This window comes from Spongiactinospora gelatinilytica (genome assembly GCF_003236385.1).
Taxonomy (GTDB): domain Bacteria; phylum Actinomycetota; class Actinomycetes; order Streptosporangiales; family Streptosporangiaceae; genus Spongiactinospora; species Spongiactinospora gelatinilytica.
Genome location: NZ_POUA01000021.1, coordinates 1 through 26,169 on the forward strand (window position 1 = coordinate 1; position 26,169 = coordinate 26,169).

Consider the following 26,169-nt stretch of genomic DNA (forward strand, 5'->3'; position numbering starts at 1 on the left):
GGGCGGAGGTGTGCTTGGGGGCGGGGGCGAGGCCCGCCGCGGTGTACGCCTGGGTCTCGTCCAGGGTCTCCTCCTCGAGGAGGGCGATGACGATGGCTTCGAGGCGGTCGCGGTTCTCGGCGAGCACCCGGCGCGCCACCGCGTAGCACTCCTCCACGATCCGCCTGGCCTCCTCGTCCACCGCCGCGAGCGTCGCGGGAGCCGCGGCCGGCGGGCCGTCCTGGGACGAACCGGGCAGGATGGTGAGGGGGCCGATCCTCTCGGACATGCCCCACCGCCCGACCATGCCGCGCGCGATCGCGGTGACCTGTTCCAGGTCGCTCTCCGAGCCGGTGGTGATCACCTTGTAGACGAGGTCCTCGGCCGCCATCCCGCCGAGCGCGCCGATGATCCGCCCGCGCAGGTAGCGCTCGTCGTAGGCGTAGCGGTCGCTCTCCGGCGTGGAGAGGGTGACGCCGAGCGCGCGCCCGCGCGGGATGATGGAGATCTTGCGTACCGGGTCCGCGCCGGGCTGGAGCATGCCGAGCAGAGCGTGCCCGGCCTCGTGGAAGGCGGTACGGCGGCGCTCGTCCTCCGGCATGACGATCGCGCGTGCCGTGCCGAGCTGGAGCTTTTCCAGGGCGTCGGCGAAGTCGGCGCTGCGCACCGCGTTCTCGCCCCGCTTGGCGGCCAGCAGGGCCGCCTCGTTGACCAGGTTGGCGAGGTCGGCGCCGGTCATGCCGGGACTGGTCTTGGCGAGCCTGCGGAGGTCCACGTCGGGCGCGAGTGGCACCCCGCGGGTGTGCACCTTGAGGATCTCCGTACGCCCGGCCGCGTCCGGCGGCGCGACCATCACCGTGCGGTCGAACCGTCCAGGCCGCAGCAGCGCCGGGTCGAGCACCTCCGGCCGGTTGGTGGCGGCGATGACGATGACGCCCTCTGAGCCGGTGAAGCCGTCCATCTCGGTGAGGATCTGGTTGAGCGTCTGCTCGCGTTCGTCGTGCCCGCCGATCGTGGCCCCGCCGCGAGTACGTCCGATGGCGTCGATCTCGTCGATGAAGATGATGCTGGGCGCGACCTTGCGGGCCTCCTCGAACAGTTCGCGCACCCGCGACGCGCCGACGCCGACGATCATCTCGATGAACTCCGACGCGCTCGCGCTGAAGAACGGCACGTCGGCCTCGCCGGCGACCGCCCTGGCCAGGAGGGTTTTGCCGGTGCCGGGCGGCCCGGCGAGCAGCACGCCCTTGGGCAGCTTGGCGCCGAGCCTGCGGTATTTGTCCGGGTCCTTGAGGTAGTCGACGATCTCGACGAGCTCGTTCTCCACCTCGTCGATCCCCGCCACGTCGTCGAAGTTGACGCGGATCTTGCCGCTCTCCACCGGTTTGGCGGCCTTCGACCGGCCCAGCCCGCCGATGCCGCCGAGCCCGCCGCCCGGCCCGCCGCCGCCCATCATGCTCGCCGAACGGCGCAGCAGCCAGAACCACAGCCCGGCGAGCAGCAGCACCGGCAACAGCGCGAGCAGCAGGTTGAGCAGGAACCCGCGCTGCTGGGCGATCGGCTCCGCGCTGACCACCACGTCGTGCCGCACCAGTTCGCGGTAGATGTCGTCCTCGGCGAACGTCGGCCGTTCGGTCCGGAACCTGGTGTAGGTGACGCCCTCGTTGTCAGGGTCGCCGGCGGCCTTCTTCAGGTCGCCCTCGATGGAGTAGCCCTGGGCGTAGACCTCCTTGACGTTGCCCGCCTGCACCTGCTCGGTGAACTGCGTGTAGGAGATGGTCTCCATGGTCCCCGCGTCGAAGAACATCGAGATCACGAAGAACACGGCGTAGGCGGCGAGCAGGGTGACCGCGAAGCGCCACCAGTTGATCCGTGGGCGCTGCGGGCCGCCGCCGGGCAGCCCTTCGGCCCGCCACGGCCGAAGGCCCCTGTCGCGCCGGTCGTCGCCGTTGCCCCGGGCGTGCTCGGGGCTCTCCCTGGAACTTTCGGGGGTGCCGCCACGCTCGTGCGGGGTGCCGGATCGCGCCACGGTCGTCCTCCGTCCGTCGTGAGAAGGCTGGTCTCCCCTCCAGTCTCTACCGCCCCTGTCCCGGGTCCGCGTCCAGTGCCCAGGCCACCCGTCAGTGCCGGGGGCGGACGACGGCCAGCGCGTCGCGAAGCTGGCGTTCGGCGGCGTGGCCGAGGGTCGTGCTGACGATCCGCCCGCCGTACGGCGCGAGCGTGTCGAGCAGCCGGCGCGGCGCGGCCGGAACGGCGAGCACGAACACGGCGGCGCTGCCCGGGGTGAGGGCCTCGGCGAGGCGGGGAAGGAAGGTGTCGTCGCCGCCGAGGCCGGTCACCGGAGGCGGGGACTCGCCGCCCGCCGTGGCGAGCGCCACGTTGACCAGCGGCATGAAGAAGATCAGCCCGATCAGCCCGCCCCACAGAGTGTGGCCCACGGGGCCGGCGGCGGCGGTGGTGTGCGACTGACGCAGCGCGAGGCGGCCGTCGCCCTCGCATTCGGCCATCACGACGTCGGCGATCTGGGCCAGGTCCTTGACCCGTGACCGGAGCAGCCCATCGCGTACCAGGCCCGCGACGCCGGGGGCGCGGTAGACGACGGCGAGCAGTTCGGCCACGGGTACCCCCGAACGTCATGTACCGGCAGAACACCGCGTACCTCCCCATCCAGGGAGATGCCGAACCTGCCATCGCCATGTGACCGAGCGGGGGCGCAAGCCGGGCGAGGGGCGGACGGGCCGATGGCGCGGCGATCGGCCCGGGCGTCACCTCGCCCGGTCGGCGTGGCGGCGGGGCGTGGCGACCGCCGTGGCGGTCGCGGCACCCCGGGGCCGCGCGTCTATGGCAAACCCGTACCGGTGTGTAACCGGCGTGGGATCAGTTGATGCGCGTGCCGGGGACGGATGGTCTCTTGCATCACTTGAGCCCCACCGACCCCATCCGGCACGCTCCGAAGCGTACGGCAAAGTGCCTACCTTTCACTGGATTTCGTGAAAGTTCAGGTCAGGTCGGTATATCAAGGGAACCGTTCGGTGGCTCGCGTACGCGCTGTCATGATGTCCTCATGCCGCAGCACCGGGTGGAACTCCGCTTCAACGACGACTCACGTGACCTCCAGACGCACACCAACCTCTCCGCCATCCGCACCGACGGTCACGGACTGTGGCTGGCCGGGGACGAGACCGCCACCATCGAGCACCTGGTGCCGCGCGCCGGCCGCTACGAGGGGCAGCGCGGATTCACCCTGGCCGACTACGTGGACCTGCCCGCCGGGCGCGACGAGGAGGCCGACATCGAGGGGCTGGCCCGCGACGACGGCTGGCTTTGGGCGGTGGGCTCGCACAGCCTCAAACGCCGCCGGGTAAAGTCCGCCGAGCCGCACAAGGCGCGCCGCCGGCTCGCCACCGTGCTGCGCGAGGAGAACCGCTTCATCCTGCTGCGCCTGCCGCTGGTCGGCGAGGGCACGCCGGACGTCCGCCCGGTCCGCGAGGACGGCGAGCGCGCCGCGGGCATCCTGGCCGGTCCCGGCGCCAACCTGGCCGACATGCTGGCCGAGGACCCGCACCTGTCGCCGTTCCTCGACATACCGGGCAAGGACAACGGCCTGGACATCGAGGGCATCGCCGTACGGGGGGAGCGGGTGCTCATCGGGCTGCGCGGGCCGGTGCTGCGCGGCTGGGCGGTGCTGCTGGAGATCCGGCCCCGGGCGCACCGGCGCGACCGGCTGCGGCTGGCGGAGATCCCTGACGGCGAAGGGCCGGGGGCACGGTATCGCAAGCACTTCTTGAACCTGCGCGGCCTGGGCGTGCGCGACCTGTGCCCGCACGGCGATGACCTGCTGATCCTCGCGGGACCCAGCATGGACCTGGACGGCCCGGTCCGGGTGCTGCGGTGGCGGGGCGCGATGGGGGCGTCCGGTCCGGCGTCCGCCGAGGTGGTGGCGGCGTCGGACCTGGAGCCGGTCGCCGAACTGGCGTACGGCGTCGGCGACGACCACCCGGAGGGCATGACCGTGCTCGGCGACGGCTCCCTCATGGTGGTCTACGACAGCCCCGCCCCCGGGCGGCTCACCCCCGAGGGCGGCGTCTACGCCGACGTACTCCCGCTCACCTGAGACCCCGCCCCGGACAGAGGAGGGCCGCCGGGTCAGCCGGCGTCGCGCAGGGGGCCCTCGCCGGGCGGGCGGTAGCCGGGCGCCTCCAGCCACGGGGCCTCGGCGACGACCGTACACGACCCCGGCTCGGTCTCGGTGAACCCCGCGTCGCGGACCACCGGCAGGCCGCTGCTCGCGAGCCGTTCCCACTGGCCGGGGGCCGCGGCCCGGACGGTGAGCCCCAGCCCGGCCTCCCGCCACGCCTTGCGGGGCGCCTCCTCGCTCCCCCACCAGGCGAGCTGCGCCGCGTGCCCCGCCTGGGCCATGGCCTTGCCCGCCGACATGGTCAGCCCCGGGTTGATCCAGAGCACCACGCCCTCCGCCGGGGGCGCGGGCGGCGGGGCGGTGTCCTCCAGTTCGGTGCCGCGGACCTGGAGCCTGCTCAGGTCCTTCGGCCAGTCGTCCAGCGGCACCGGCGGATGCACCCGCACCTCGGCCGTGCCGTGCGTGACGGTGATCCCGGGCAGGTCGAGAACGCGCCGCCACTCCGCGCCCCGCGCCCGCCGTACGACCTTCCTGATGCCGAGCCGTTCCCATTCGCGCACGGCCACGGACCATTCCCCCTGCTCGGCCGAGCGCGGGTCGTCGAGCAGCGTCAGCACCGCGCGGGCGGCGGCCTCCAGGGCGTCGGTACGCCCCGGCGGCGTGGCCCGCTCGATGCGGACGACGATCGGCAGGACCCGCTTGTCCCCTTGTGTCTCATCCTGCGACTGGTTCACTCTTCAAGGATGCCTGCCGGGAGATCCGGATCGACATGACGGCGGCGATGGCGCAGAGCAGGCCCGCGCCGTACCACGCCGGCGTGTACTCCCCGAGCGCGTCGCGGGTGAGCCCGGCGGCGATGGCCGCGATGCCCGCGCCGACCTGGTGGGAGGCGAAGACCCAGCCGAAGACGACCGCGCCGTCCTGGCCGTAGGCGGCGCGGCACAGGGCGACGGTGGGCGGTACCGTGGCCACCCAGTCCAGCCCGTAGAAGATGATGAAGATCAGCATGCTCGGCTCGGCGGTGGCCGAGAACAGGCTCGGCAGGATGAGCAGCGACACCCCGCGCAGGGCGTAGTAGGCGCACAACAGGACCCGCGGGTCGACGCGGTCGCTGAGCCAGCCGGAGAGCACGGTCCCGACGATGTCGAAGACGCCCACCAGGGCGAGCAGTCCGGCCGCGACCGGCTCGGCCATCCCGTGGTCGTGCGCGGCCGGGATGAAGTGGGTCTGGATCAGCCCGCTGGTGCTCGCGCCGCAGATCGCGAACCCTCCGGCGAGCAGCCAGAACGGCCGGGTGCGCGCCGCCGACGCGAGCACCCGCAGGGCCCGCGCACCGGCCCCGCCCGCAGGCGGAGGGGCGGGCCGCGCGCCGGGCGGCGCGCCCAGCGCCGTGGTGCCGACGTCCGCGGGGTGATCGCGCAGCAGCAGCCACACCATCGGGACGACGGCGAGCGCCGCGGCGGCCACCGTCAGCGAGGCCGTGCGCCAGCCGTGGTCACCGGCCAGGTAGGCGAGCAGCGGCAGGAAGATGAGCTGGCCGGTGGCCCCGCCCGCGGTGAGCAGGCCGGTCACCAGGCCGCGATGCCGGACGAACCACCGGTCGGCGACCGTGGCGGCGAACGCGAGCGCCATCGACCCGGTGCCGAGCCCGACGAGCACCCCCCAGCACAGCACGAGCTGCCAGCTCGCCTTCATGAAGACGGTGAGCCCGCTGCCGGCCGCGACGAGGACGAGCGCGGCCGACACCACCTTGCGCATGCCGAACCGGTCCATCAGCGCGGCGGCGAACGGGGCGGTCATGCCGTACAGGAGCAGGTTGACCGAGACGGCCAGCGAGATCGTGCCGCGGGTCCAGCCGAACTCCTCCTCCAACGGGGTGATCAGCACACCCGGAGTGGCGCGGAACCCGGCCGCGCCGATGATCGCCACGAGCGCGATGAGCGCCACGGACCAGGCACGGTGCAGGCGCGGCCGGACGCGCTTGCGATCAGCGGTAACAGTCACCCGGCCATGCTTCCCGACGGGCCACGCCCCGGCGAGTGGCCGGTTAGCCAATATGTGAAAGAATCCAGCCATGAGCGCGGCGAAGGACGGCACGCACCGGGTCGCGGTCCTCCTGCTCGATCAGGTGGTCGCCTTCGACCTCGGCATCTCCACGCATCTGTTCCGGTCGGCCGAGCAGCCCGGCCAGCCGCCCCGGCGACGACTCTACGAGGTCGAGGTCTGTTCGGCGGACGGCGGGCCGGTGCGATCGACGGGCGGCTTCCAGGTCCTGCCCGACCACGACCTGTCCGCGCTGGGCCGGGCCGACACCGTCGTGATCCCCGGCATCCACGACGGCCCGCCGCTGGTCGAGGGCAGGCTGCCCGAGCCGGTGTACGGCGCGCTCCGCGGGGCGGCGGGCCGGGCCCGGCTGGTGTCGATCTGCACGGGCTCGTTCGTGCTGGCCGCCGCGGGCCTGCTGGACGGCCGGCCGGCGGCCACCCACTGGCGGGAGGCCGACCGCTTCCGGGCGCTGTTCCCCCAGGTGCGACTGGACGCCGACGTGCTGTTCGTGGACGACGGCGACATCCTGACCTCGGCCGGCGTGGGCTCGGGCATCGACCTGTGCCTGCACGTGGTGCGCGGCGACCACGGGAGCCGGGCGGCCAACGCGCTGGCCCGCCGCTGCGTGGTGGCCCCCTGGCGGGAGGGCGGGCAGGCGCAGTTCGTCGAGCGCCCGCTGCCCGCGGCGCGCGAGTCCGGCACCGGGCCGACCCGCACCTGGATGCTGACACGGCTGCACGAACCGCTCGACCTCGCGACACTGGCCTCCCACGCGCGGATGAGCGTGCGGACCTTCACCCGCAGGTTCCGTGAGGAGACCGGGGTCAGCCCGGCGCGGTGGCTGGCCGGGCAGCGGGTCGAGCACGCCAGGCAGTTGCTGGAGCACACCGACCTGCCGGTGGACGAGGTGGCCAGGCGGTCGGGGTTCGCCACCGCGGTCTCGCTGCGCCAGCACCTGCGCGCCGCGGTCGGGGTCGCGCCGCTGGCCTACCGTCACACCTTCCGCACGGCCTCTCCGGAGTCGTCGTCCGACCTGTCCTCTGAAGTGTCGTCCGCGCGGTAGCGCAGGTGCGGCAGCAGGCAGGCGGTGGCCACCAGTGAGGCCCCCGCCATCGCGGCCATGGCCTGGTGTACGGGCAGCACCTCGGCCAGCGAGCCGGACAGCGAGGCGGCCAGCGCCTGCCCGGTGAGCAGGCCGGTCCCGGCCAGGCCGAGTGCCTGACCGCGCCGCCGCTCAGGGATGGCGTCCAGGTGGCGCTCCTGCGCGCCGAGGTGCGCGGCGAACCCGAACGACGCCACCGCGACCAGCACGGCCGCCACCGCCACCGGCGGCCGGGTCAGGAACCCGAGGTAGGGCAGGGCGAGCAGCAACGGCGATCGGGTTTGATGGTAGACCAGGGTGGACAGCGCCAGCATCTGAGTGGTCTTGCCGGCGATGCTCGCGGTCCGCGCGCCGAACAGGGTGCGGAACTCCCCGACGGCGAAGACTTCCCGATAGGTGTTCACCCTCCGATGATCAGGTAGCGGACGCGCCCCGCGCGAGGCCGGACGCCCGGCCGCAGGCGGGCGTGACCGTCGTTCGCCGGTTACCGAGGGACGGACGGACGTTGACCAACACCTGTCATCTTTACGACATGTCGGCAATTGGCCAGCCGAAATCCCTTACCAGCCCTCGCAAGATCCTTCATTGTCATGAGCGGCATTCGCATTCATTCGAAAGATCGGTGCGTTCATGGGCCGGACATATCGAGCGGCCGCCCTCGGGGCGGCGCTGACCATAGCCTTGACCCTACCCCTTCTGCCGACGTCACCGGCGGCCGCTCAGGGTCCCCCTCCGACGTCCAGATCGGACCATCGCGTCACATTGATCACCGGTGACGTGGTGACGGTCCAGCGCTTCCCGGGCGGTAAGCCGGCCGCCACCACCACGCCGGGCAAGGGCCGGGAGCACATCAGGTTCCACACCAGTGAGGTGGACGGGAAGTTCTCCGTCATCCCCTCCGACATGGTGCCGTACCTGGCCAAGAACCTGATCGACAAGCGGCTGTTCGCGGTCGGGGACCTGATCGAGCAGGGCTACGACGACGCGCGATCGGCGGAGTTACCGCTGATCCTCTCCTACGGCGAGGGCGTCAAGGCGGCGAACACCGGTGAGGGTGTGCCGCTGAGCAGCGTCAACGCCCGCGCCGTACGGCCCAAGAAGAACGCGCTGCCGGTGCTGTGGGACACCGCCCCCGGCGTGCGGTCCGCCGCCGAGCCGAGGCTGCGCGACGGGCTGGCCAAAATCTGGCTGGACGGCAAGGTCCGCGCGTCCCTCGAACACAGCGTGCCGCAGGTCGGCGCGCCCGAGGCGTGGAAGTCCGGGTTCGACGGCAAGGGCGTCAAGGTCGCCGTGCTGGACACCGGCATCGACCGCGACCACCCCGACCTGCGCGGCAAGGTCACCGACGCGCGAAACTTCACCGCCGCGCAGTCGGCCACCGACCGGCTGGGGCACGGCACCCATGTCGCGTCGACCATCGCCGGACAGGGCACGGGCACCCCCGCCCGCAAGGGCGTCGCGCCCGGGGCCGAGCTGGTCAACGGCAAGGTGCTCGACGACAGCGGTCAGGGCAGCGAGTCGGAAGTCCTCGCCGGGATGGAGTGGGCGGCCCGCGAGGCCAAGGCCGATGTGATCAACATGAGCCTGGGCGGCAGCGCCACCGACGGCACCGACCCGCTCAGCGTCGCCGTCGACACACTCACCGCCGAGACCGGCACGCTGTTCGTGATCGCGGCGGGCAACGAGGGCACGGACTACTCGGTCGGCTCACCGGGAACGGCCACCTCGGCGCTCACCGTCGGCGCGGTGGACCGCAACGACGCGCTCGCCGAGTTCTCCAGCCGCGGCCCGCGGCTGGACTACGCCCCCAAGCCGGACATCACCGCGCCCGGCGTGGACATCGCGGCGGCCCGCGCGGAGGGCACCACGATGGGCACGCCCATCGACGAGCTTTACACGCGGGCGTCGGGGACCTCGATGGCCACCCCGCACGTGGCGGGCGCGGCGGCGATCCTCGCCCAGCGCCACCCCGAGTGGACCGGCGGGCAGCTCAAGAACGGACTGATGTCCACCACCAGGACCATCGACGGCCAGACCGCCCACGAGCAGGGCAGCGGCCGTCTCGACGTGGCGCGGGCCGCGGCCCAGAGCGTGACCGCGACCGGCGTCGTGCACTTCGGGGTGCGCCAGAGCGACGAGACGGCTCCCGCGGAGGAGACCGTCACCTACACCAATACCGGCCAGGCCCCCGTCACCCTGAAGCTCACCGCCACCCTGGACAACCTGGACGGCGACGCCCCACCGCCCGGCGCGGTGACGACCAGCGCCCCCGAGGTCACCGTGGCGGCCGGAGCGAGCGCCGAGGTCAAGGTCTCGATCGACTACGCGAAGCTGAAGGACGGCAGGCACACCGGGCACCTCACCGCCACCACGGCGGACGGCGCGGAAGCCGCGCACACCACGCTGTCCCTGGTCAGGATGCCGCCGATGGCCTCGGTGCACTTCAAGGGCATCGGGCCGGACGGCAGGCCGGCCCGCGTCCCGGTGATCGCCCTGCACGGCAAGGACCCCAACTTCGACGTGCTGGACTACATCCTCAACGAGGACGAGGGCAAGACCAGGCAGGTGCCGGAGGGCACCTACTTCGCCCTGGCCTTCATGGGCGACATCCCCGCCGAGTCGCCGGTGTACGACTTCCTGATGATCCCCGAGTTCGAGGTGACCGGCGACACCGAGCTGGTCTTCGACGCGCGCAAGGCCGTGCCGATCCAGATCAAGACCCCGCGGCCCGTGGTCGGGGACGGCATCACCACCTTCTTCGCGCATCGCACCTTCGACAAGCGCACGATCTCGTGGGGCGGGATGTACTTCCCCTCGACCGAGGGGCTGGCCGTGATGCCCACCAAGCCGGTGGCCAACGGCACCTTCGAGTTCGCCTCCCGCTGGCAGCTCGCCGCGCCCAAGCTGACCGGCAGGCTCAGCGGCTCCCGGGAGACGCTGGTCTTCCGGCCCGGCGGCGGTTCGCCGGAGTACTACGGCCGCAAGCGGTGGCAACTCGTGGACGGCGGCCCAGCGGGCGGCACCGGGGTCGGCAAGATCGACGTACGCGGCAAGGCGGTCGTGCTGACCAGCACCGAGTTCGGTGACTGGGACGCCAGGCTGGAGGAGTTCGCCCAGGCAGGGGCCGCGGCCGTGGTCGTGGCCGGGCCGAAGGACGAGCCGATGTGGCAGGGCTGGCACCCCAAGGGATACCGCGACCCGCTGCCGGTGCTGCTGGCCAAGCACACCCCCGGGCAGGCGCTGGTCGCCCAGGCCCGCAGGGGAGGTGTGCTCGACCTCCAGGCCGACTTCGTCTCGCCGTACCTGTACGACATCATGCAGGTGTCGCCGGGCCGCATCCCCGACCGGATCGTCCATGTGGTGAACGACCGCAACACCGCGCGGGTGGAGACGAAGTACCAGGAGTCCGGCGGCTTCGGGTGGGGCAAGGAGCAGCGGTTCGGCTGGCGGCCCTGGCAGGTCTACGACCTCGGCGGGCAGATGGAGACCCAGCGGGACGTCAAGACCGGGGTTCGCCGCGCCGAGTACGTCAGCACGGGCGACACGCAGTGGCAGCACCTGGTCCAGCACATGTACACCTGGGAGTCGATGAACCGGCTGCGCGGCGGGGTCACCGCGGCCCCGCGGTCCTACCGGCACGGGGAGAAGGTCGCGGAGACGTGGTTCGGGCCGGTGGTGCGGCCGGCGATCCCGGCGGACGTGAAGGAGCTGGCGCCGACCCGCACCGGTGACGAGCTGTCGGTCCACGTGCCGGAGTTCGTGGACGCCGACGGTCACTTCGGCTACGCCGGGGGCAGCGGCGACGAGGACACCACCGCGGCCAGGTTCTTCCGGAACGGCGAGCTCGTGGAGGAGCGGGCGGACCTTTGGGGCCGGTTCCCGGCGACGCCGGAGGCGGCGGAGTACCGCATGGAGCTGTCCACCACGCGGACCTCGGAGGAGTGGCGCTGGGCCACCGCCACCGAGACCGCCTGGACGTTCAGGTCCGCCAGGGCCGAGGGCACCCGGCCGCTGCCGCTGCCCGGCGTCGACTACGAGGTGCCCGCCGACCTCAACGGCGAGGTCCCCCGCTGGTGGCCGGTCCGGATCGGGTTCACCACGCGCGGCGCGAACCGGCTGACCGCCGAGCTGTCCTACGACGACGGCAAGAGCTGGCGGCGGCTGCCGCTGATCCCCGGCGGCCACGGCAGGCACGTCGCGCTGGTGGCGCACCGGCCCACCGGTACGGGCGTGTCGCTGCGGGTCACCGCGACCGGGCCGGACGGCGCGAAGTTCGAGCAGACGATCAAGCGGGCCTACGGGGTCGAGTGACCCGTAGCCCCTGAGCCGGAAAGGTCAGAGCCAGTGCTCGCGGGCCGCATGCCAGGCAAGCTGCATCCTGGTCTGCGCGCCCGCGAGCCCCAGCAGGTGGTTGATCCGCCGCTGTACGGTCCGCTGGCTCAGGCCGAGCTGGCTGGCGATCGACTTGTCGGCGACGCCGGCGACCAGCAGCGAGAGCAGGTACAGCTCGTCGGCGTCGAGCGGGCACGAGGGCACGGACTCCGGCGCCAGCTCGTCGCCGGCGATCCTGATCGGCGTGGCCCGTTCCCACTGCCCCTCGAACAGCGCGATCAGCGCCTCCAGCAGCGTGCCGCCGCGCACCACGGCGGCGGTCGGCTCCGTCATCCCGGACGCGTGCTGCACCAGTGGCAGCACGGCCACGCCGCGGTCCACGATCGCCATCCGGACCGGCAGGTACGGCGCCGAGCGGGCCAGCTCGCCGCGTTCGATGCCGTAGGCGACGTTGGGCACCATCCCGGGCTCTTCGAGCAGCTCCCGCTCGTAGATCACCCGGTAGCGGACGCCGCGCCCCAGGGCGTCCATCTCCTCGGTGTTCTCCTCCGAGGACATGGCCACGTGACCGGCCCGGCAGAAGCTCACGACCTCGTCGCGCGCGTTGTCCTGGAGGTGGCGCATGCGCTCGCGGATCGCGGCCCGGCCGACCACCACGTCGATCATCCGGTCCGCGTCCCTGCGCAGCATGTTGCCCCGGTATTCCTCGGCGAGCTGGTCGACCATCAGCCGCGCCCGGTCGATCGCCTCCTGCTGGCGCGCGAGCCACGGCCCGAGTGAGACGTCGGGGGCCACCGGCGTGTACCGGCGCCCCGCCGTGCCGCCGACCTCCCGCACCAGCCCCATGTCCAGCATCGCGGCGAGCGCCTGGTCCACCGCGTCGCGGCCGACCCCCAGCTCACCGGCCAGCTCGCCCGCTCCGGCCTCGGCCGCCCGCACCAGCAGCCGGTACGCCCGCTCCGCCACTTCGCCAAGCCCGGCCATTTCCAGCATGGAAACCATAGTGACACCAGAAAACCCCGGCCATGTAGTGACGGCCGGGGCTTGTGAGGCGGTGCCCTGTGACCCTGAGAGGACCCAACTTGAACCCTGCCCTTGTGCGGTACATCCGTAAACAGGCTGGTCAGGGCTAGAGCCAGGCCCGAACTACGGCCAGCAGACCAACCTCAGGTATGGGACTCACGGCCCGACCACGCCCCCGCGTCCCTTACCGGGGAGGTCGGGGCACACCACTCAACACTCAAGCAAGAGACCCCGACTATGACCCACACCCTCCAAGGAGGTGATCTTCAAAGCGGCCCGCGATCAGCGGACGCAGCGACGCTCCCCCGCAACACCATCCTCATCGGCGACGTCCGTGAGCGCCTGGCCGAACTACCGGCCGCCTCCGTGGACACCATCGTTACTAGCCCGCCCTACTTCGGCGTCCGTGACTACGGCCATGAGCAGCAGCTCGGGGCCGAACCAGACGTAGAAGGCTGGGTCGATGGACTCCGTGACATCGCCCGCGACCTGGCCCGTGTCCTGCGGCCGACCGGATCGCTCCGGCTCAACCTGGGCGACAGCTACTCCCGCCGTCCGGCTGAGGGCGCCGCTCCCAAGAGCCTGTTGCTTGGCCCCTCGCGGGTGGCGTTAGCCCTCCCGTCCAAGATGGCTGGCTACTGCGTAACGAGGTCATCTGGGCCAAGACCAACCCAATGCCGTCCTCCGTTGCCGACCGGCTGACCACGACGCACGAGCTGATGTACTTCCTCACTCGTTCGCCGCGCTACCACTTCGACCTCGACCCCATCCGACAGCCACTTTTCACCGGTAAGCGCCAGAACTCCAACGACGCGCCGCGCACCTACCCGCCAGCAGGCATCGGGGCCGCAAATCGCAAGGGCTGGACCCTCAACGACAACCGCGGGCTGTCCCGCTTGAAGGCCTCCGGCCTGTCTGGGCACCCACTCGGCAAGAATCCCGGCGACGTCTGGACGCTGCCGACTGCCGACTGCCGGATTCCGGGGCGGCCACTTCGCCGCCTTCCCGCTGAGTCTGGCCGAACGTCCGCTCCTGGCGACCACCCCGGAACGGGTCTGCGCCGACTGTGGCGAGCCGTGGCACCGCGCCTTGGAGCGCCGAGACGGCCGCCTGCTGGCTGTGGGCGATCTGGAACCAACCTGCATGTGTGGTGCTGACGGCGTGCCTGGTGTCGTGCTCGACCCCTTCATGGACACCGGCACGACTGCACTGGCCGCCGAGAAGCACGGCCGCGACTGGATCGGCATCGAGCTGAACCCTAAGTACGCCGCGATGGCCGAGGAGCGGCTTCGTGCTGAGCGCGCCAAGCGTCAACCGTGGCAAGCAGCCTGACACCTCCCCGGTGTCATGCGGCCGTTGTCGTCATCCCAAGGGGATGGCCGGTCGCACCAACACCGAGGAGGCATTCGCCATGTCGGAACCCCGTAACGGCGGCGTGAAGACTCTGGGCATCAAGGTGCCCGACTCCCTGCACGCTCAGTTAGCGCGGTGAGCAGCGCGATACCGATGGACACCCACTCGTCCGGGGTGATGACCAGGTCGCCCACGACCGTATTCGCGGCGACCACGACCGCGCCGAGCACCGCCAGGACGGCCTTTTAATACGCTGCGATCCTCATGTGCCCCTCCTTCAGGGGACCGGCCACCCTCAAATCGGGGCGAAAACCATAAATGGCAAGATCGATGGCGCGCACTCCGCGCTGGCCTACATGGCGCCGCTGGCACCGAGCCCGCGCCGCTCACTACCGGCGGCAGGCCGCCCGAAAATATCTGAACGGGTCTTGCAAGAGTCGCCAACTCGGGTGGAAACTGGCCAGGTGCGCCGAGCATTCGTTCACGACGCTGTTGTGATCATGGAGACGGGCGGCGATGTGCGAGCCCCGGGGGCAGCCATCACCGTTGCGCTCTGCGGGCACTGGGAACACGAGCCACCGTGCCCGCTCGCGTCCCACCACACCGCCGCAGAGCGATCTGGCGATGAGGTGCGACTACGGGTGCTCTTCGCTACCGAACGTGCGGCTGAGGCCGAAGTCCGCAGCAGGATCGAAGCAGCCCTGTCCCGGGCCGGCTTCGACGGCCCGGACGGCACAACCACCCGCTGGCGGTTCCGCGACGCAAGGCCCGGCCTCATCCGCGAGGACGAGGCCGGGCACGCCGAGCGACTCATCCAGACCTGAACCCTCGATCGTCCGGGCACCACGGTCGCTGGGATCATGATCTACGGCTGAAGTGTTGAGGCCTGACCTTCAGGTGCCGAGCTCGGCGACCATGCGGACATCAACAGTCCGGACGAAGTTCTGGATCAACATCATCCGCAACGCCTGCACTGCGGGCAGTTCTCGCAGCCAGACAGGGGAGAATGGCGCGTAGATCGCCACGCACAGCGCGTAACCGTCAGCGCGTAGGCCCACGCGAGCTGCTCCTGCTTGGTCTTGGAGGCGGGCAGCCGCCAGGAGTCGACTCGTGCCCGATACTGATCCGCCCAGTCCGGCACCTCCAAAACCTGTTCCGCCCAGCCGGGTGCGGCAGCTGCGAGGGCTTCCAGAGCGGCCCGCATGCCTTCGCCGGCCAGCTCCACCCGGTTCAGGTCAACCACTGCCGAGGTCACGGAGTGGTATCGGTGCGCTGTTTCCCACCCGCTTTCACCAGTCCCTTGGCTTTCAGCGTCTCCAGCAGCAGGTCCCGGGCCTCTCCTCCAGGCGGTGGGCGATCACCCGGGACCCATCGGTGCAGAGAACCACCGCCCGTTCGGGCGGGTCGTGGTAGAGGCCGACGATGTCGACAACCTTCTCCACCAGTAGCGGGTCGGTTGACAGCTTTAACGTCTGGCTGCGGTGCGGCTTGAGGTCGAAGGCCCGCCAGATCCGGCCGATCGTCGACTCCGACAACCCGCTGCGCCGGGCCATCGAGGCGCGAGTCCAGTGCGTGGCACCGGCCGGTGTCTCCTCCAGCGTGGTCACCACCACCTTCTCAACCTGGTCCAAAGTGATCGACGGCGGGCGGCCAGGTCGCCGCTCGTCGATCAGCCCGTCCAGCCGCAGGCGCAGGAACCGATGCCGCCACTTGGACACCGTGTCCGGATGCACCCGCAACCGCTCGGCGATCCGCTTGTTGTCCTCATCGTCCGCACACGCCAGCACGATCTTCGCGCGCATCGCCAGGACCTGCGCGGATTTGGCCCGTCGTGCCCACCGTTGCAGCACCGCCCGCTCGTCCTGCGACACCGTCAACTCCGCTTTGGGCCGGCCCGTGCGCACTTCGTCGGCCGGCGCCTGCAGCCCGCCCCGGGCGAAAGCCGCACGCCACTTGCGCACCGTACTCTCCGCCAGGCCCAGATCCTGTGCCACCCGCGCCGTGCTGATCCCCGGCACGGCACACGCCGGCACGATCCTCGCCCGTACCGCCGCCCGCGACGACTCCGCTGACATGCCGACCAGCCGAGCACGCTCACTGTCCGATAAGTGGATCTCCACTGCGGACGGTCCTGGATGCGCCACAGCCAATACCATACGGACTTACCTGGCGAATTTCAGGGCGGATGACACTAGTACGGCAGCCGCACTTGCTGGTTGGGTTATGTTTGCTGGTCACGGTGTAGTCGGGTGCGGTGGTGGGCTGGGGGTTGGTGTCGGCGAGTGCTCAGGGTGAAGGGCCGTTTGATCTCGGCGACGGTGGACGCGATCAGGCCGGGATCGTCCGGAGTCGCGTACGGGCGGTACACCGTGTTCACCCCGTTGGCCACCCGCCCGTGGCCACCCGCCCGGCGCAGCTCATGTACTGCCGCTTGCCCCTGGCCGTCGGTCAGTTGATGTCGAACTCGTTCCCTTCGGGGTCCTTCATTCCGACCGCGTAGTGGTCGATTCCTTCCTGGTACATCACGCAGGTGATGGTGGCGCCCAGGCCCACCAGGCGTTCGGCTTCGGTGTCCACTCGCTTCTTCCGCGTCTGGATCGGGTCTGTCCGGTCGCCGCTGGCGTGGATGTCGATGTGCAGCCGGTTCTTCACGGCCTTCGCGTCCTGGACCACCTGGAACCAGATGGCCGGTCCACCGCCCAGCGGGTCGCTGATCCGGTCCGCGCCGCCGGTCAATGCTTCGTCCGGCAGCCCCAGGTCGCGGTAGTAGCCGTCCCATGTGGCGAAACCGGTTGGGGGCGGCGCGAATTCATAGCCCAGCGCGGCAGCCCAGAAGTGGGCCTGGCGGTCGGGATCGGCGCAGTCGATCACCAACTGGTAGCGGACGGACATCGAGATTTCCTTTCCAGCCGCGTAACTTTGTGCGCCATCTTGCCAGTTTGTGAGTCACACCACCACTGGTGCCCTTGGGCCGCCGGAAATGGCTGCCTTGCGCCACTCAGACACCACGTTGATCTAGTACCGCAGTCACACGTGCCGGTTGGGTTATGTTTGCTGGTCACGGCGTAGTCGGGTGCGGTGGTGGAACCAGCGTGCGCGGGCCTGATGGCGTCGGCGCCACCAACTCCAGTGCAGGTGGTGGGCTTGGGGTTGGTGTCAACGGGTGATCAGCGTGAAGAGGCGTTTGATCTCCGCGACGGTGAACGCGATCAGGCCAGTGTCTTCGGGTGGTTGTTGGTCGGCTGTGGTGGGCAGGATCGGTGCTGGGGCACGGGTTGTGGCTTGGGCGGCGGTGACCGCACAGACCGCGAGTGCGGCCATGGCCAGCACGATGTGCCGCAGCAGGGCGGTGTGCAGACGGGCCTGGGAGTAGTCGAGTCCGAAGTGGTCTTTGCCGAACTCGAAGTCTTCCTCGACCGGCCACCGTAAACACGCGACTCGGACCAGGGCCATCAGCGTGACCGGCTGCCCAGACGGGACGTGGCAGTAGTGGTAGGCCAACTCGCCGGTCTGTAAGTGTTTGCGGATCAGCAGGAAGTGTCGGGGACTGATGGTCGCGGTCCAGGCCCACGCGTAGGCGCGTTCGCCTTTCGACCCGGTCACCGAGCAGATCTGCCACCGCCGGGCCGCCGTGAGATGTCGAGTCGCCACGGCGTCGGCACGCATCGTGCGGCCCGTGCCCGGTTCGACGCCGAAGGCGCGGCCGACACGCATCACGTACCCGGTCCTGTTGTCTTCCAAGAAGGTCCGCAGCTCACCGGATCGGCCGTAGACCTCGTCACCAGCCGCCCACGGCGGCGTCTGATCGGCGATCATCTCGGCGAGAATGTCGCACGCCAGATGAGGTTTGGTCTGGAAGGCCACGTTCTGCGGAATCCCAAGCGCGGCACGCCGCTTCGGGTCGGCGAGTTGTTCAGCGGGCAGGTACATCCGGGCGCCGACCAGCGCGTGCCCATCCGCAGTCGCGTACGAGCAGTACACCGTGTTCACCCCGTTGGCGACCCGGCCGGCGCAGCCCATGTACTGCCGCTTGACCCCGGCCGTGGCCTCGCCGTGTTTCTCCTGCCCGGACTCGTCCAGCGCCGCCACCCGCAACCGCTGATCACCCAACTGTCGACCACGAACCGCCGGACCACGCCCTGCGCCCGGTCCTGGTCCCACACCGCATGATTGAGCAACCGCTCCGCTCGGGGCCTGGCTCGTCTTCGAAGACGAGGCCGGGTTCGCGATGACGCCGCCCATCTGCCGGACCTGGGCCCGCAAGGGCCGTACGCCGATCGTGCGGGTACGGGGCCGCTCCCGCCGCCGCCTGTCGGTGGCCGCGCTGTCTGTTACAGGCCTGGGGAGCGGTCCCGGCTGATCTACCGGCCGTGCACCGATCCCCGCAGCGACGGACGCAAGAGCTTCGCCTGGACGGACTACCGCGACCTGATCGCCGCCGCCCATCGGCAGCTCGGCGGGCCGATCGTGCTGGTGTGGGGCAACCTGAACACCCATCTGGCCGCCGGGATGCGCCGCTACATCGCCGAGCGGGACTGGCTGACCGTCTACCGGTTGCCCTCCTACGCCCCGGACCTCAACCCGGCCGAGGGGATCTGGTCGATCCTGCGGCGTACCACGATGGCCAACCGCGACTTCGCCGGCCCGCAGGAGGTGATCGCCGCTGTGCGGCGGGGCCTACGACGGCTTCAGTACCGGCACGACGTGCTGGATGGCTGCCTTGTCGGCACTGGACTCGTCCCCGCCCCGTTATGACGACACCACGCATTTAACCTCAGTAAGTGCGGCTGCCGTACTAGGCAATAAGCGAGACGCACTGGAGAAGGTAGAGAATCACTTGTTCGCACGGCGACCAACCTCGTAGCCGTCAAACCCTGCCGTCAACAAAGAAAAAACTCCACCTAAACGGTGAAGTTCTCTCTGGTGGCGCCTCCCGGACTCGAACTGGGGACACGCGGCTCTTCAGGCCGACCCAAGACACCGTACGCGAACGCGTTACCTCTATAAATCAAGCCATGCGCGTCCACGGCCGAACATGGAAGCTCGGCTGTATAGCCGTCAGCGTTGCCGTCAGAGATTCTGACTTGGAGCCTGCCGCATGACGCGCCAACACAAGCGCCGTGGACGCGGCCCTCCAACCCACCGGATGCGCTCCCTCCCTATTTCGACAACCCGAAAGGAGCCGGTCTTGAACCCGCTCACCGTCCAGTCATCGACCATCGAGAGGCGACGCTATGCGCATACTCACCGACGCTCTGCAAGGCATCGACCTTGGACAACCACTGCCAGACGGCGTAAAGCTGGCCGTTAGCTACCTTCGTGTGTCCACCAGAGCCCAGGCTGAGACCGACTACAACGAAGACGGTCCGTCCATTGCGGCCCAACGCGAAGCCAATCAACGGAAAGCTGACCAGCTCGGCGCAGTCATCGTAGCCGAGTTCATGGACAAGGCCGAATCCGCCAAGGCTGCTGACCGCCCCGAACTGCAAGCCATGCTCAAGTTCATCAGTGAACTGGGCAGCATCTCCTACGTCATTGTCGCCAAGGTAGATCGGCTTGCCCGTGACCGAGAAGACGACGTGCTCATCAACATTGCTGTCCGGCAAGCCGGAGCGCAACTCGTCTCCTCGAAGGAGAACATTGACCGGAGCGCAACTCGTCTCCTCGAAGGAGAACATTGATGAGACGCCTTCGGGCAAGCTCCTGCACGGAATCATGGCGACTATCGCCGAGTTCTATTCCGCCAACCTCGCAATGGAGGCCAAGAGGGAATGCGCCAAAAGGCCAAGGTCGGCGGTACGCCCGGACTCGCTCCGCTCGGCTACCGCAACGTCCGCGAACACATCGACGGACGCGAAATCCGCACTGTGGCCATCGACCCAGACCGGGCGCCGCTCATCCAGTGGATGTTCAGCGCCTACGCAACCGGCGACTGGACGATGTCCCAGCTCTGTGACGAGCGGGAGCGTCGAGGGCTCCGCACCCCGGCAACCCGGAAGCGGCCGGCCCGACCGGTCAGCATCCAGCACATCGACAAGATGCTGATGAACCGCGCGGCCCACTTCCCGCCGAAACGACGAACCCCGGACCCAACCGGGACCGGAGTTCGAACGTTCTTACTCTGGTGGAGCTATGGGGATTCGAACCCCAGACCTCCTCCATGCCATGGAGGCGCGCTACCAACTGCGCCATAGCCCCTTGGTGTGCCCGCCCTCGGACGTCGCTGCGAGGCGGCACGTCGTTAAGTGTATAGGACATCGGGCGTGTGGTCGTAATCGTCGCGCGGCGGGGGTACCGATGGAAGCGAAGCGTGTTCGCTTGGTGACCGTATCGGCCGGGACTCTGGACAAGCGGCGCTATCCCGACAAGATTGGTGGGATATAGGCCGCACACGAAGGGGGTTACATGCTCGTCCAGCCCGATCCCACCTTCTATCCATCGGCTCGTGAGGCGATGCGCGGGCCGCGCGAACGGCACGCCTACGTCGCCCTGCTCGACGCGCAGGGCGAGGGGCGGCCGGACGCGCTCGCCACCGTCGACCTCGATCCGTCCTCGCCCGGCTACGGCTCGGTCGCCAACGTGACCGACATGCCGGTGGCGGGCGACGAGCTGCACCACTTCGGGTGGAACGTCTGCAGCGCGGCCCTGTGCCCGTACGCGCCGCATCCGCACGTCGAGCGGCGGTACCTGATCGTCCCCGGGCTCCGGTCCTCCCGGGTGTACGTCTTGGACACCAAGCCCGATCCGCTGCGCCCGACGCTGGTCAAGACGATCGAGCCGGCGACCTTGGCGGAGCGGACCGGCTACAGCCGCCCGCACACCGTGCACTGCGGCACCGACGCGATCTACGTGAGCGCGCTCGGCGACACCGCGGGCGACGCGCCCGGCGGCGTCTTCATGCTCGACCACGACACCTTCGAGCCGCTGGGCCGCTGGGAGGTGGAGCGCGGGCCACAGCGGCTGCACTACGACTTCTGGTGGCACCTGGGTCACGACACGATGATCACCAGCGAGTGGGGCACCCCGAACATGATCGAGGCGGGTCCCGACCTCGACCTGCTGGTGAACCGCAAGTACGGCCACCGGCTGCACGTCTGGGACCTGCGCAAGCGCGTCCACCTCCAGGAGATCGACCTCGGCGACCAGCACCAGATGGCGCTGGAGCTGCGCCCCGCGCACGACCCGACCAAGACCTACGGCTTCGTCAACACCGTCATCAGCGTCGAGGACCTTTCCGCGAACATCTTCACCTGGTACCTGGACGACGGCGAGTGGAAGGCCGAGAAGGTCATCACGATCCCCGCCGAGCCCGCCGACCCCGCGCTGCTGCCCGAGCCGCTGAAGGGGTTCGGCGCGGTCCCGCCGCTGGTCACCGACATCTCGCTGACCCTCGATGACCGCATCCTGCTGGTCTCGGCGTGGGGCACCGGCGAACTGCTGGCCTACGACGTCTCCGACCCGTTCAACCCGCGTCAGACCGGCTCGGTGCGGATCGGCGGCATCGTCGGGCGTACCGCGCACCCGGGTTCGCCCGGCACCGCGCGCAACGGCGGGCCGCAGATGGTCGAGACCAGCCGCGACGGGCGGCGGGTCTACTTCACCAACTCCCTCTACCGCACCTGGGACGACGTCTTCTACCCCGACGGCGTGACGAGCTGGCTGGCCAAGGCCGACCTCGCCGGGGACGGCTCGCTGTCCCTGGACGCCGGCTTCCTGGCCGACTTCGCCGGCGACGGCCGCCGCGCCCACCAGGTGCGGCTACAGGGCGGCGACGCCTCCTCCGACTCCTACTGCTTCCCGTAAACCGGCCGTCGCACCCGATGGACCTCACGAGCTGGTTGATCACGGCCGGGCTCGGCGCCTTCCACGGCCTGAACCCGGCCATGGGCTGGCTCTTCGCCGTCGCGCTCGGCCTGCAGGAACGTTCCCGGGCGGCGGTGCTGCGCGCGCTGCCGCCGATCGTGCTCGGCCACGCGGGCCTGGTGCTGCTCACGCTCACCCTGGTCGCCGCGGCCAGGACGGCCACGCCGCCGAAGTTCGTGTCGTACGGCGTGGCCGGCCTGGTCTGCTGCTTCGGCCTGTGGCGGCTGCTGCGGCGGCGCCATCCCCGCTGGGTCGGCATGCGGGTGACCCGCTGGCAGCTCGCCGGATGGTCGTTCCTGATGGCCGGCGCGCACGGGGCCGGGCTCATGCTGCTGCCGGTCACCCTGCGCGGCGAGGACACCGCCGTGCTCGCGCTGACCGGCCAGGCGCTCGCCTCGACCGCGGCGCACACGCTGGCCATGCTGGCGGTCACCACCGGGCTCGCGCTGCTGGTCTACGACCGGCTGGGCGTCGCGGTGCTGCGCAAGGCGTGGTTCAACCTGGATCTGGCCTGGGGGGTGGCGCTCGTCGGCGCGGGGATCTCGGCCGTACTCGTGTGACGTGGCTTGAACCACCCGCGTCTGGGATACGTCATAGGTCGTGTGCGTCCCTTTATTACGACTACGATCACTGCCGTCGCGCTCGCCGCCGCCGTCGCCGGCTGCGGCGCAGCGCAGAAACCGACTTCCGCGGGTCCGGCCACGTCCAGCCCGTCCGGGCCCGCAGACTCGGTCGGCTCGGCCGCGCCGACCGGTGAGGAGGGCCCCGTCGTGAAGGTGGGTGAGTCCGGCGTGCTGACAGCCGAAGGGGTCAGCCGGGAGGTGGCGCCCGCGGACGCCCCGGTCCCGCAGGTGGTGCAGGGCATGACGGCCTTCGGCCACGCCCTGCACGCCAAGGTCGCGAGGCCCGGCGAGAACACCGTGATCTCGCCGTTGAGCATCGCCTACGCCTACGGGCTGGCCAGAGCGGGAGCGGCCGGCGAGACCGGCGCCCGGATCGACCAGGTGTTCGGCTTCCCCGGCCAGGGCCCGCACACCGCGTTCAACTCGCTGACCGCGGACATCATCACCGTGGACGGCGTGCCGCCCAAGCCGGACCGCAGCGAGCGCGACGCCGCGCAGGACGGCGAGCCCGCCGACCCGATCGTGGGCATCGCCAACGGGCTGTTCGCCCAACACGGGCTGCCCGTCAAGCCGGGCTTCCTGAAGACCGCCAAGTCGCAGTACGACGCGGGCCTGCACGCGGTGGACTTCGCCGGCGAGGCCACCAAGACCATCGACAAGTGGGTCACCGAGCAGACCGCCGGGCGGATCAACAAGCTGTTCGACAGCCTCGACCCCGCCACCAAGCTGGTCCTGGCGAACGCCGTCTACCTCAAGGCCGACTGGGAGAAGCCGTTCACCGCCGAGCCCGCGCAGAAGGCGCCGTTCACGCTGGCCGACGGTTCGCGCAAGACCGTCGAGCTGATGAAGCAGTCCGGCAACTTCCGCTACGCCAAGGGCTCGGGCTGGCAGGCGGTGGAACTCCCCTACGCCAAGAGCGACCTGGCCATGTGGGTGCTCGTGCCGGACGCGGGCGGCGCCCCCGGCGACCTGCTCAAGGCCGAGACACTGCAGCAGGTCGGCCCGAACCTGGCCGACACCAGGGTCGGCGTCTTCCTGCCCCGCTGGGACTTCGGCACCGACCTGGACCTGATGCCGCCAATGTCCGCGCTCGGGCTGGGCGCCGGCGGCGACTTCTCCGGCATCTCCGACGGGCTGACCCTCAAGCAGGCGGTCCACCGGGCCAACATCACCGTGGACGAGCACGGCACGGAGGCCGCCGCGGTCACCGGGCTGGCCTTCCCGGTGTCGGCGGCGCCGGAGGCGGAGACCACGGTCCGCGCCGACCACCCGTTCGCCTTCGCGATCGTGCATAAGAAGACCGGGGCCCCGCTGTTCATGGGCCAGGTCTCGGACCCGGCCAAGAAGTGACCTCAGGGGTGTAGGACGAACACGCCCCGGCGATAAGGCGCGACCGAATCAGGTGAACTCGGTCGCGCCTTTTCGTGCCCTTTTTCCGACATCCCGGATGCGATCGGATCAACGTCGCCTGTTATCGTTTTGAACCTGTTCAACTGAGCGCAGGAGGCGGGTCGTGCGCCCTGTGGTCGACGTGATCGTGGTGACCGGAATGCTGGTCGTGGTCCCGGTGGGCCTGCGACTGGCCGGGTTCTCCCGCCTGGCGGCCGGTCTGTGGTGGGCGGGCGCGGTCCCGGGGGCGGTGTCGCTCTGGCTGCCCAGGGGCGCGGTGGCGGCGACGCTCGCGGGGAATCTACCTGTGCGCGGCGCTCGTCCTGGCCGCCCGGATCCCGGCTCGGCTGTGGGCCCGCCGTACGGCGAGCGAGCCGGCCTTCGCGACGGCGCTGATCACCCCGGCCATCGCGGGCGTCGCCCTGCCGGCCGAGCGGGCCGGACATCCCCTGTGGGGCTTCGACTCGGCATCCTGGCCCTCACCACCGCCCACTTCCACTACGCGGGGTTCGCCGCCGCGCTGGTGGCCGGGCTGCTGTGCCGTTCGTTCGCCGAGTCGGCGACCGGGCGGGCGGCGGCGCTGACCGTGCCCGCGGGCACCCTGCTGGTCCTCGGCGGCTACTTCGTCGGCGACCTGGCCGAGCTGGCCGGGGCGGTGGTCCTGACCGCGGGCATGTGGGCGGTCGCCTGGCTCACGCTGGTACGGTCCCGGGAGGCCGACCCTCTGACGCGCGCGCTGTTCCGCGTCTCGGCGGCCCCGCTGGCGGTGTCCATGATCCTCGCCCTGGCCTGGGCCCTGGGCGAGGCGACCGGGCCTGCCGCATCCCACCATCCCCTGGATGATCGCCACCCACGGCGTGGCGAACGCCGCCGGCTTCGCGCTGTGCGGCCTCGCCGCCTGGATACGGCTACGTCCACGACAGCCATGAGAGGTCCGATGCAGGAGTTCACCTACCCCGAAGTCGGCGCGACCCGCGAGGGACGGCTGCCCGACGGCTACCACCACATCCGCCACCGGGCCTGCCTCGGTCCCGGCATCACCCTGCGGGCCGCCGCCGACGCCCTGTTCGACTGGCGGGTACACCGCAGGCTGCTGCTGCACCCGATGGCGACCGCGCCGCGGGCCGCGCCCGGCGTCACGGTGATCTGCCTGCTGGGCCCGGTGCGCGTGCCGTGCCGGGTGGTGTGGACGGTGGAGGAGGAGGGCCGGGCCGGTTTCGGGTACGGCACGCTGCCCGGCCATCCCGAGATCGGCGAGGAGTCCTTCGTGCTCGAACGGGACGAAGACGGCCTGGTGTGGTTCACCGTCACCGCGTTCGCCCGGCCGGGCGCGTGGTACACCCGCCTGGGCGCTCCGGCGCTGCCCCTGCTCATGGGGATCTTCACCCGCCTCTACACCATGGCATTGCGCTGGGAATCCCGCCGTTCACCTGGTGTGCACGAGTAATCGAGCTTTTTCCATGGAATGTCACTAATACGGAATTCCATCGGACCCAGAAGGCCGGGAGAAACAAAAAGGTCTTGATCTTCGCCCCGTGATGGCAGATGATCGGCGCCATCGGGATTCACCCGTACCGAACGGGGTGATAATCAAATGTTAAATCGTAAAAAGGCGGCATTCGCCGCGCTTGCGGTCATCGCCTGCGCGGCCACCGCCACCGCGGGGCTGGTGTGGGGCGGGGGTCGGACGACGGGCGCAGGCCCGGCGGTGGCGGCCGACCGCGCCGCGGCCGGGCGGGCGGCGGCCAGGCTCGCGCCCGGCCAGAACGACCCGCTCAGCGCCGACGAACGCCGGCGCGCCATCGAGATCGCCGGCGACGCCGACGCCCGCCGCCGCGGCGGCCGCACCGAGCTGCTCTACGTCCAGCGCGACGACGACAAGGCGGTGACCGGCCGGCGGGCCGAGGCGTTCAGCTACGACTACGACTCCGACCGGCTCACCCTGCGGACGATCGACCTGGGCAGCGGCCGGATCGTCTCGACCGAGACCGCCACCGGCGTGCAGCCGCCGCCTTCCGACGACGAGGAGCGCGCGGCGGCCGAGCTGCTACTCGCCGACGCCGGGCTGGGCAAGGGAGTGCGCGAGCAGTTCGAGCAGCGGGCGGGCCGCCCGCTGCGCTCGCCGGACGACCTCCACCTGCGGGGCGTGATCTTCAAGCCGGACCACGTCCACGGCGTGTCCAACGCCCGCGCGGTCGCCGCCTGCGCCGAGCACCGCTGCCTGCGGCTGTTCGTCCGGCTGCCGAAGGGCAAGTGGCTGGACACCAGCCGGATCGTGATCGACCTGTCGGCCCGCGAGATCTACACGATGGAGTGGTGAC

General features: G+C 70.5%; 23 protein-coding genes, 2 tRNA genes and 1 pseudogene. 14 read left to right on the forward strand and 12 right to left on the reverse strand.

What is annotated here, in order from left to right:
• The coding region (ftsH, locus tag C1I98_RS04615) for an ATP-dependent zinc metalloprotease FtsH (protein WP_111165817.1) at positions 1–2,008 on the reverse strand (2,008 nt) is incomplete at its 3' end.
• 91 nt (positions 2,009–2,099) lie between these two features.
• Entirely contained in the window at positions 2,100–2,597 is a 498-nt protein-coding gene (locus tag C1I98_RS04620) for a DUF1269 domain-containing protein (protein WP_111165818.1), read from the reverse strand.
• A 446-nt stretch (positions 2,598–3,043) separates the two neighbouring features.
• On the opposite strand from C1I98_RS04620, the gene C1I98_RS04625 reads away from it, so the two are divergent.
• Positions 3,044–4,093 (forward strand): DUF3616 domain-containing protein, encoded by a 1,050-nt coding sequence (locus C1I98_RS04625; protein WP_111165819.1) that lies wholly within the window; start codon positions 3,044–3,046, stop codon positions 4,091–4,093.
• 32 nt (positions 4,094–4,125) lie between these two features.
• Here C1I98_RS04625 and C1I98_RS04630 read toward each other — a convergent pair whose 3' ends face one another.
• Both C1I98_RS04630 and C1I98_RS04635 read right to left on the reverse strand, forming a co-directional pair.
• Positions 4,126–4,851: a peptidyl-tRNA hydrolase gene (locus C1I98_RS04630; protein ID WP_111165820.1), complete on the reverse strand. Its 726-nt coding sequence runs from the start codon at positions 4,849–4,851 to the stop codon at positions 4,126–4,128.
• On the reverse strand, positions 4,832–6,121 hold the full coding sequence (locus C1I98_RS04635) for an MFS transporter (protein ID WP_233507164.1): 1,290 nt from the start codon (positions 6,119–6,121) through the stop codon (positions 4,832–4,834). Before C1I98_RS04635 ends, C1I98_RS04630 begins: the two co-directional genes overlap by 20 nt.
• Before the next feature lie 70 nt (positions 6,122–6,191).
• Between C1I98_RS04635 and C1I98_RS04640 the strand changes: the two genes are divergently transcribed.
• A complete protein-coding gene (locus C1I98_RS04640; protein WP_111165821.1) occupies positions 6,192–7,226 on the forward strand; it encodes a GlxA family transcriptional regulator in 1,035 nt (344 codons plus the stop codon).
• Here C1I98_RS04640 and C1I98_RS04645 read toward each other — a convergent pair.
• Complete coding sequence (locus C1I98_RS04645; protein ID WP_111165822.1) at positions 7,157–7,669, reverse strand: hypothetical protein; 513 nt, start codon at positions 7,667–7,669, stop codon at positions 7,157–7,159. The genes C1I98_RS04640 and C1I98_RS04645 overlap by 70 nt on opposite strands.
• A gap of 358 nt (positions 7,670–8,027) precedes the next feature.
• Here C1I98_RS04645 and C1I98_RS04650 point away from each other — a divergent pair, with 358 nt between their 5' ends.
• Positions 8,028–11,576 (forward strand): S8 family peptidase, encoded by a 3,549-nt coding sequence (locus C1I98_RS04650; protein WP_158557912.1) that lies wholly within the window; start codon positions 8,028–8,030, stop codon positions 11,574–11,576.
• Between the two features lie 24 nt (positions 11,577–11,600).
• Here the strand turns inward: C1I98_RS04650 and C1I98_RS04655 are convergent, their stop codons facing one another.
• Complete coding sequence (locus tag C1I98_RS04655) at positions 11,601–12,590, reverse strand: helix-turn-helix domain-containing protein (RefSeq protein ID WP_111165824.1); 990 nt, start codon at positions 12,588–12,590, stop codon at positions 11,601–11,603.
• A gap of 267 nt (positions 12,591–12,857) precedes the next feature.
• Between C1I98_RS04655 and C1I98_RS45525 the strand changes: the two genes are divergently transcribed.
• From C1I98_RS45525 to C1I98_RS42605, 4 genes and pseudogenes are all read left to right on the forward strand, one after another.
• Positions 12,858–13,322, forward strand: a complete 465-nt coding sequence (locus tag C1I98_RS45525) for a DNA methyltransferase (RefSeq protein WP_199536720.1) — start codon at positions 12,858–12,860, stop codon at positions 13,320–13,322.
• A pseudogene (locus C1I98_RS45530) lies at positions 13,259–13,570 on the forward strand (DNA methyltransferase); the annotation flags it as partial. The gene C1I98_RS45525 and the pseudogene C1I98_RS45530, both read left to right, overlap by 64 nt.
• A gap of 13 nt (positions 13,571–13,583) precedes the next feature.
• Entirely contained in the window at positions 13,584–13,952 is a 369-nt protein-coding gene (locus C1I98_RS44900) for a DNA methyltransferase (protein ID WP_267898015.1), read from the forward strand.
• 662 nt (positions 13,953–14,614) lie between these two features.
• The gene (locus tag C1I98_RS42605) at positions 14,615–14,797 is read left to right on the forward strand and encodes a hypothetical protein (RefSeq protein WP_199536721.1); all 183 of its coding nucleotides are present in this window, start codon (positions 14,615–14,617) and stop codon (positions 14,795–14,797) included.
• 69 nt (positions 14,798–14,866) lie between these two features.
• Here C1I98_RS42605 and C1I98_RS41170 read toward each other — a convergent pair whose 3' ends face one another.
• The 4 genes from C1I98_RS41170 to C1I98_RS04680 form a co-directional block, all read right to left on the reverse strand.
• Positions 14,867–15,031 (reverse strand): hypothetical protein, encoded by a 165-nt coding sequence (locus C1I98_RS41170; RefSeq protein ID WP_158557913.1) that lies wholly within the window; start codon positions 15,029–15,031, stop codon positions 14,867–14,869.
• A gap of 249 nt (positions 15,032–15,280) precedes the next feature.
• Positions 15,281–16,129, reverse strand: a complete 849-nt coding sequence (locus C1I98_RS04670) for an IS630 family transposase (RefSeq protein WP_306461842.1) — start codon at positions 16,127–16,129, stop codon at positions 15,281–15,283.
• 292 nt (positions 16,130–16,421) lie between these two features.
• A complete protein-coding gene (locus tag C1I98_RS04675; protein ID WP_111165826.1) occupies positions 16,422–16,865 on the reverse strand; it encodes a VOC family protein in 444 nt (147 codons plus the stop codon).
• Between the two features lie 264 nt (positions 16,866–17,129).
• A complete protein-coding gene (locus tag C1I98_RS04680; protein ID WP_146607284.1) occupies positions 17,130–18,215 on the reverse strand; it encodes an IS701 family transposase in 1,086 nt (361 codons plus the stop codon).
• Between C1I98_RS04680 and C1I98_RS04685 the strand changes: the two genes are divergently transcribed.
• A complete protein-coding gene (locus C1I98_RS04685) occupies positions 18,144–18,728 on the forward strand; it encodes a transposase (RefSeq protein ID WP_199536723.1) in 585 nt (194 codons plus the stop codon). The two genes, C1I98_RS04680 and C1I98_RS04685, sit on opposite strands and share 72 nt — an antisense overlap.
• A 166-nt stretch (positions 18,729–18,894) precedes the next feature.
• Here the strand turns inward: C1I98_RS04685 and C1I98_RS41175 are convergent.
• Positions 18,895–18,988: transfer RNA gene (locus C1I98_RS41175), tRNA-Ser, on the reverse strand.
• Between the two features lie 219 nt (positions 18,989–19,207).
• Between C1I98_RS41175 and C1I98_RS40330 the strand changes: the two genes are divergently transcribed.
• A complete protein-coding gene (locus tag C1I98_RS40330; protein WP_146607285.1) occupies positions 19,208–19,654 on the forward strand; it encodes a recombinase family protein in 447 nt (148 codons plus the stop codon).
• 441 nt (positions 19,655–20,095) lie between these two features.
• Here the strand turns inward: C1I98_RS40330 and C1I98_RS04695 are convergent.
• A tRNA-Ala gene (locus C1I98_RS04695) sits at positions 20,096–20,171 on the reverse strand.
• 207 nt (positions 20,172–20,378) lie between these two features.
• Here C1I98_RS04695 and C1I98_RS04700 point away from each other — a divergent pair.
• The 5 genes from C1I98_RS04700 to C1I98_RS04725 all read left to right on the forward strand — a co-directional run bounded on the left by C1I98_RS04700 (position 20,379) and on the right by C1I98_RS04725 (position 26,168).
• Positions 20,379–21,776 carry a selenium-binding protein SBP56-related protein gene (locus C1I98_RS04700; protein WP_111165828.1) on the forward strand — a complete coding sequence of 466 codons (1,398 nt, stop codon included), beginning with the start codon at positions 20,379–20,381 and terminating at the stop codon, positions 21,774–21,776.
• Between the two features lie 17 nt (positions 21,777–21,793).
• Entirely contained in the window at positions 21,794–22,396 is a 603-nt protein-coding gene (locus C1I98_RS04705; protein ID WP_146607286.1) for a hypothetical protein, read from the forward strand.
• Positions 22,397–22,606: 210 nt separating this feature from the next.
• Positions 22,607–23,809 carry a serpin family protein gene (locus tag C1I98_RS04710; RefSeq protein ID WP_111165830.1) on the forward strand — a complete coding sequence of 401 codons (1,203 nt, stop codon included), beginning with the start codon at positions 22,607–22,609 and terminating at the stop codon, positions 23,807–23,809.
• A 163-nt stretch (positions 23,810–23,972) separates the two neighbouring features.
• A complete protein-coding gene (locus C1I98_RS46310; protein WP_233507165.1) occupies positions 23,973–25,295 on the forward strand; it encodes a YndJ family transporter in 1,323 nt (440 codons plus the stop codon).
• A gap of 147 nt (positions 25,296–25,442) precedes the next feature.
• On the forward strand, positions 25,443–26,168 hold the full coding sequence (locus C1I98_RS04725; protein ID WP_146607287.1) for a hypothetical protein: 726 nt from the start codon (positions 25,443–25,445) through the stop codon (positions 26,166–26,168).
• Position 26,169 lies beyond the last annotated feature (1 nt).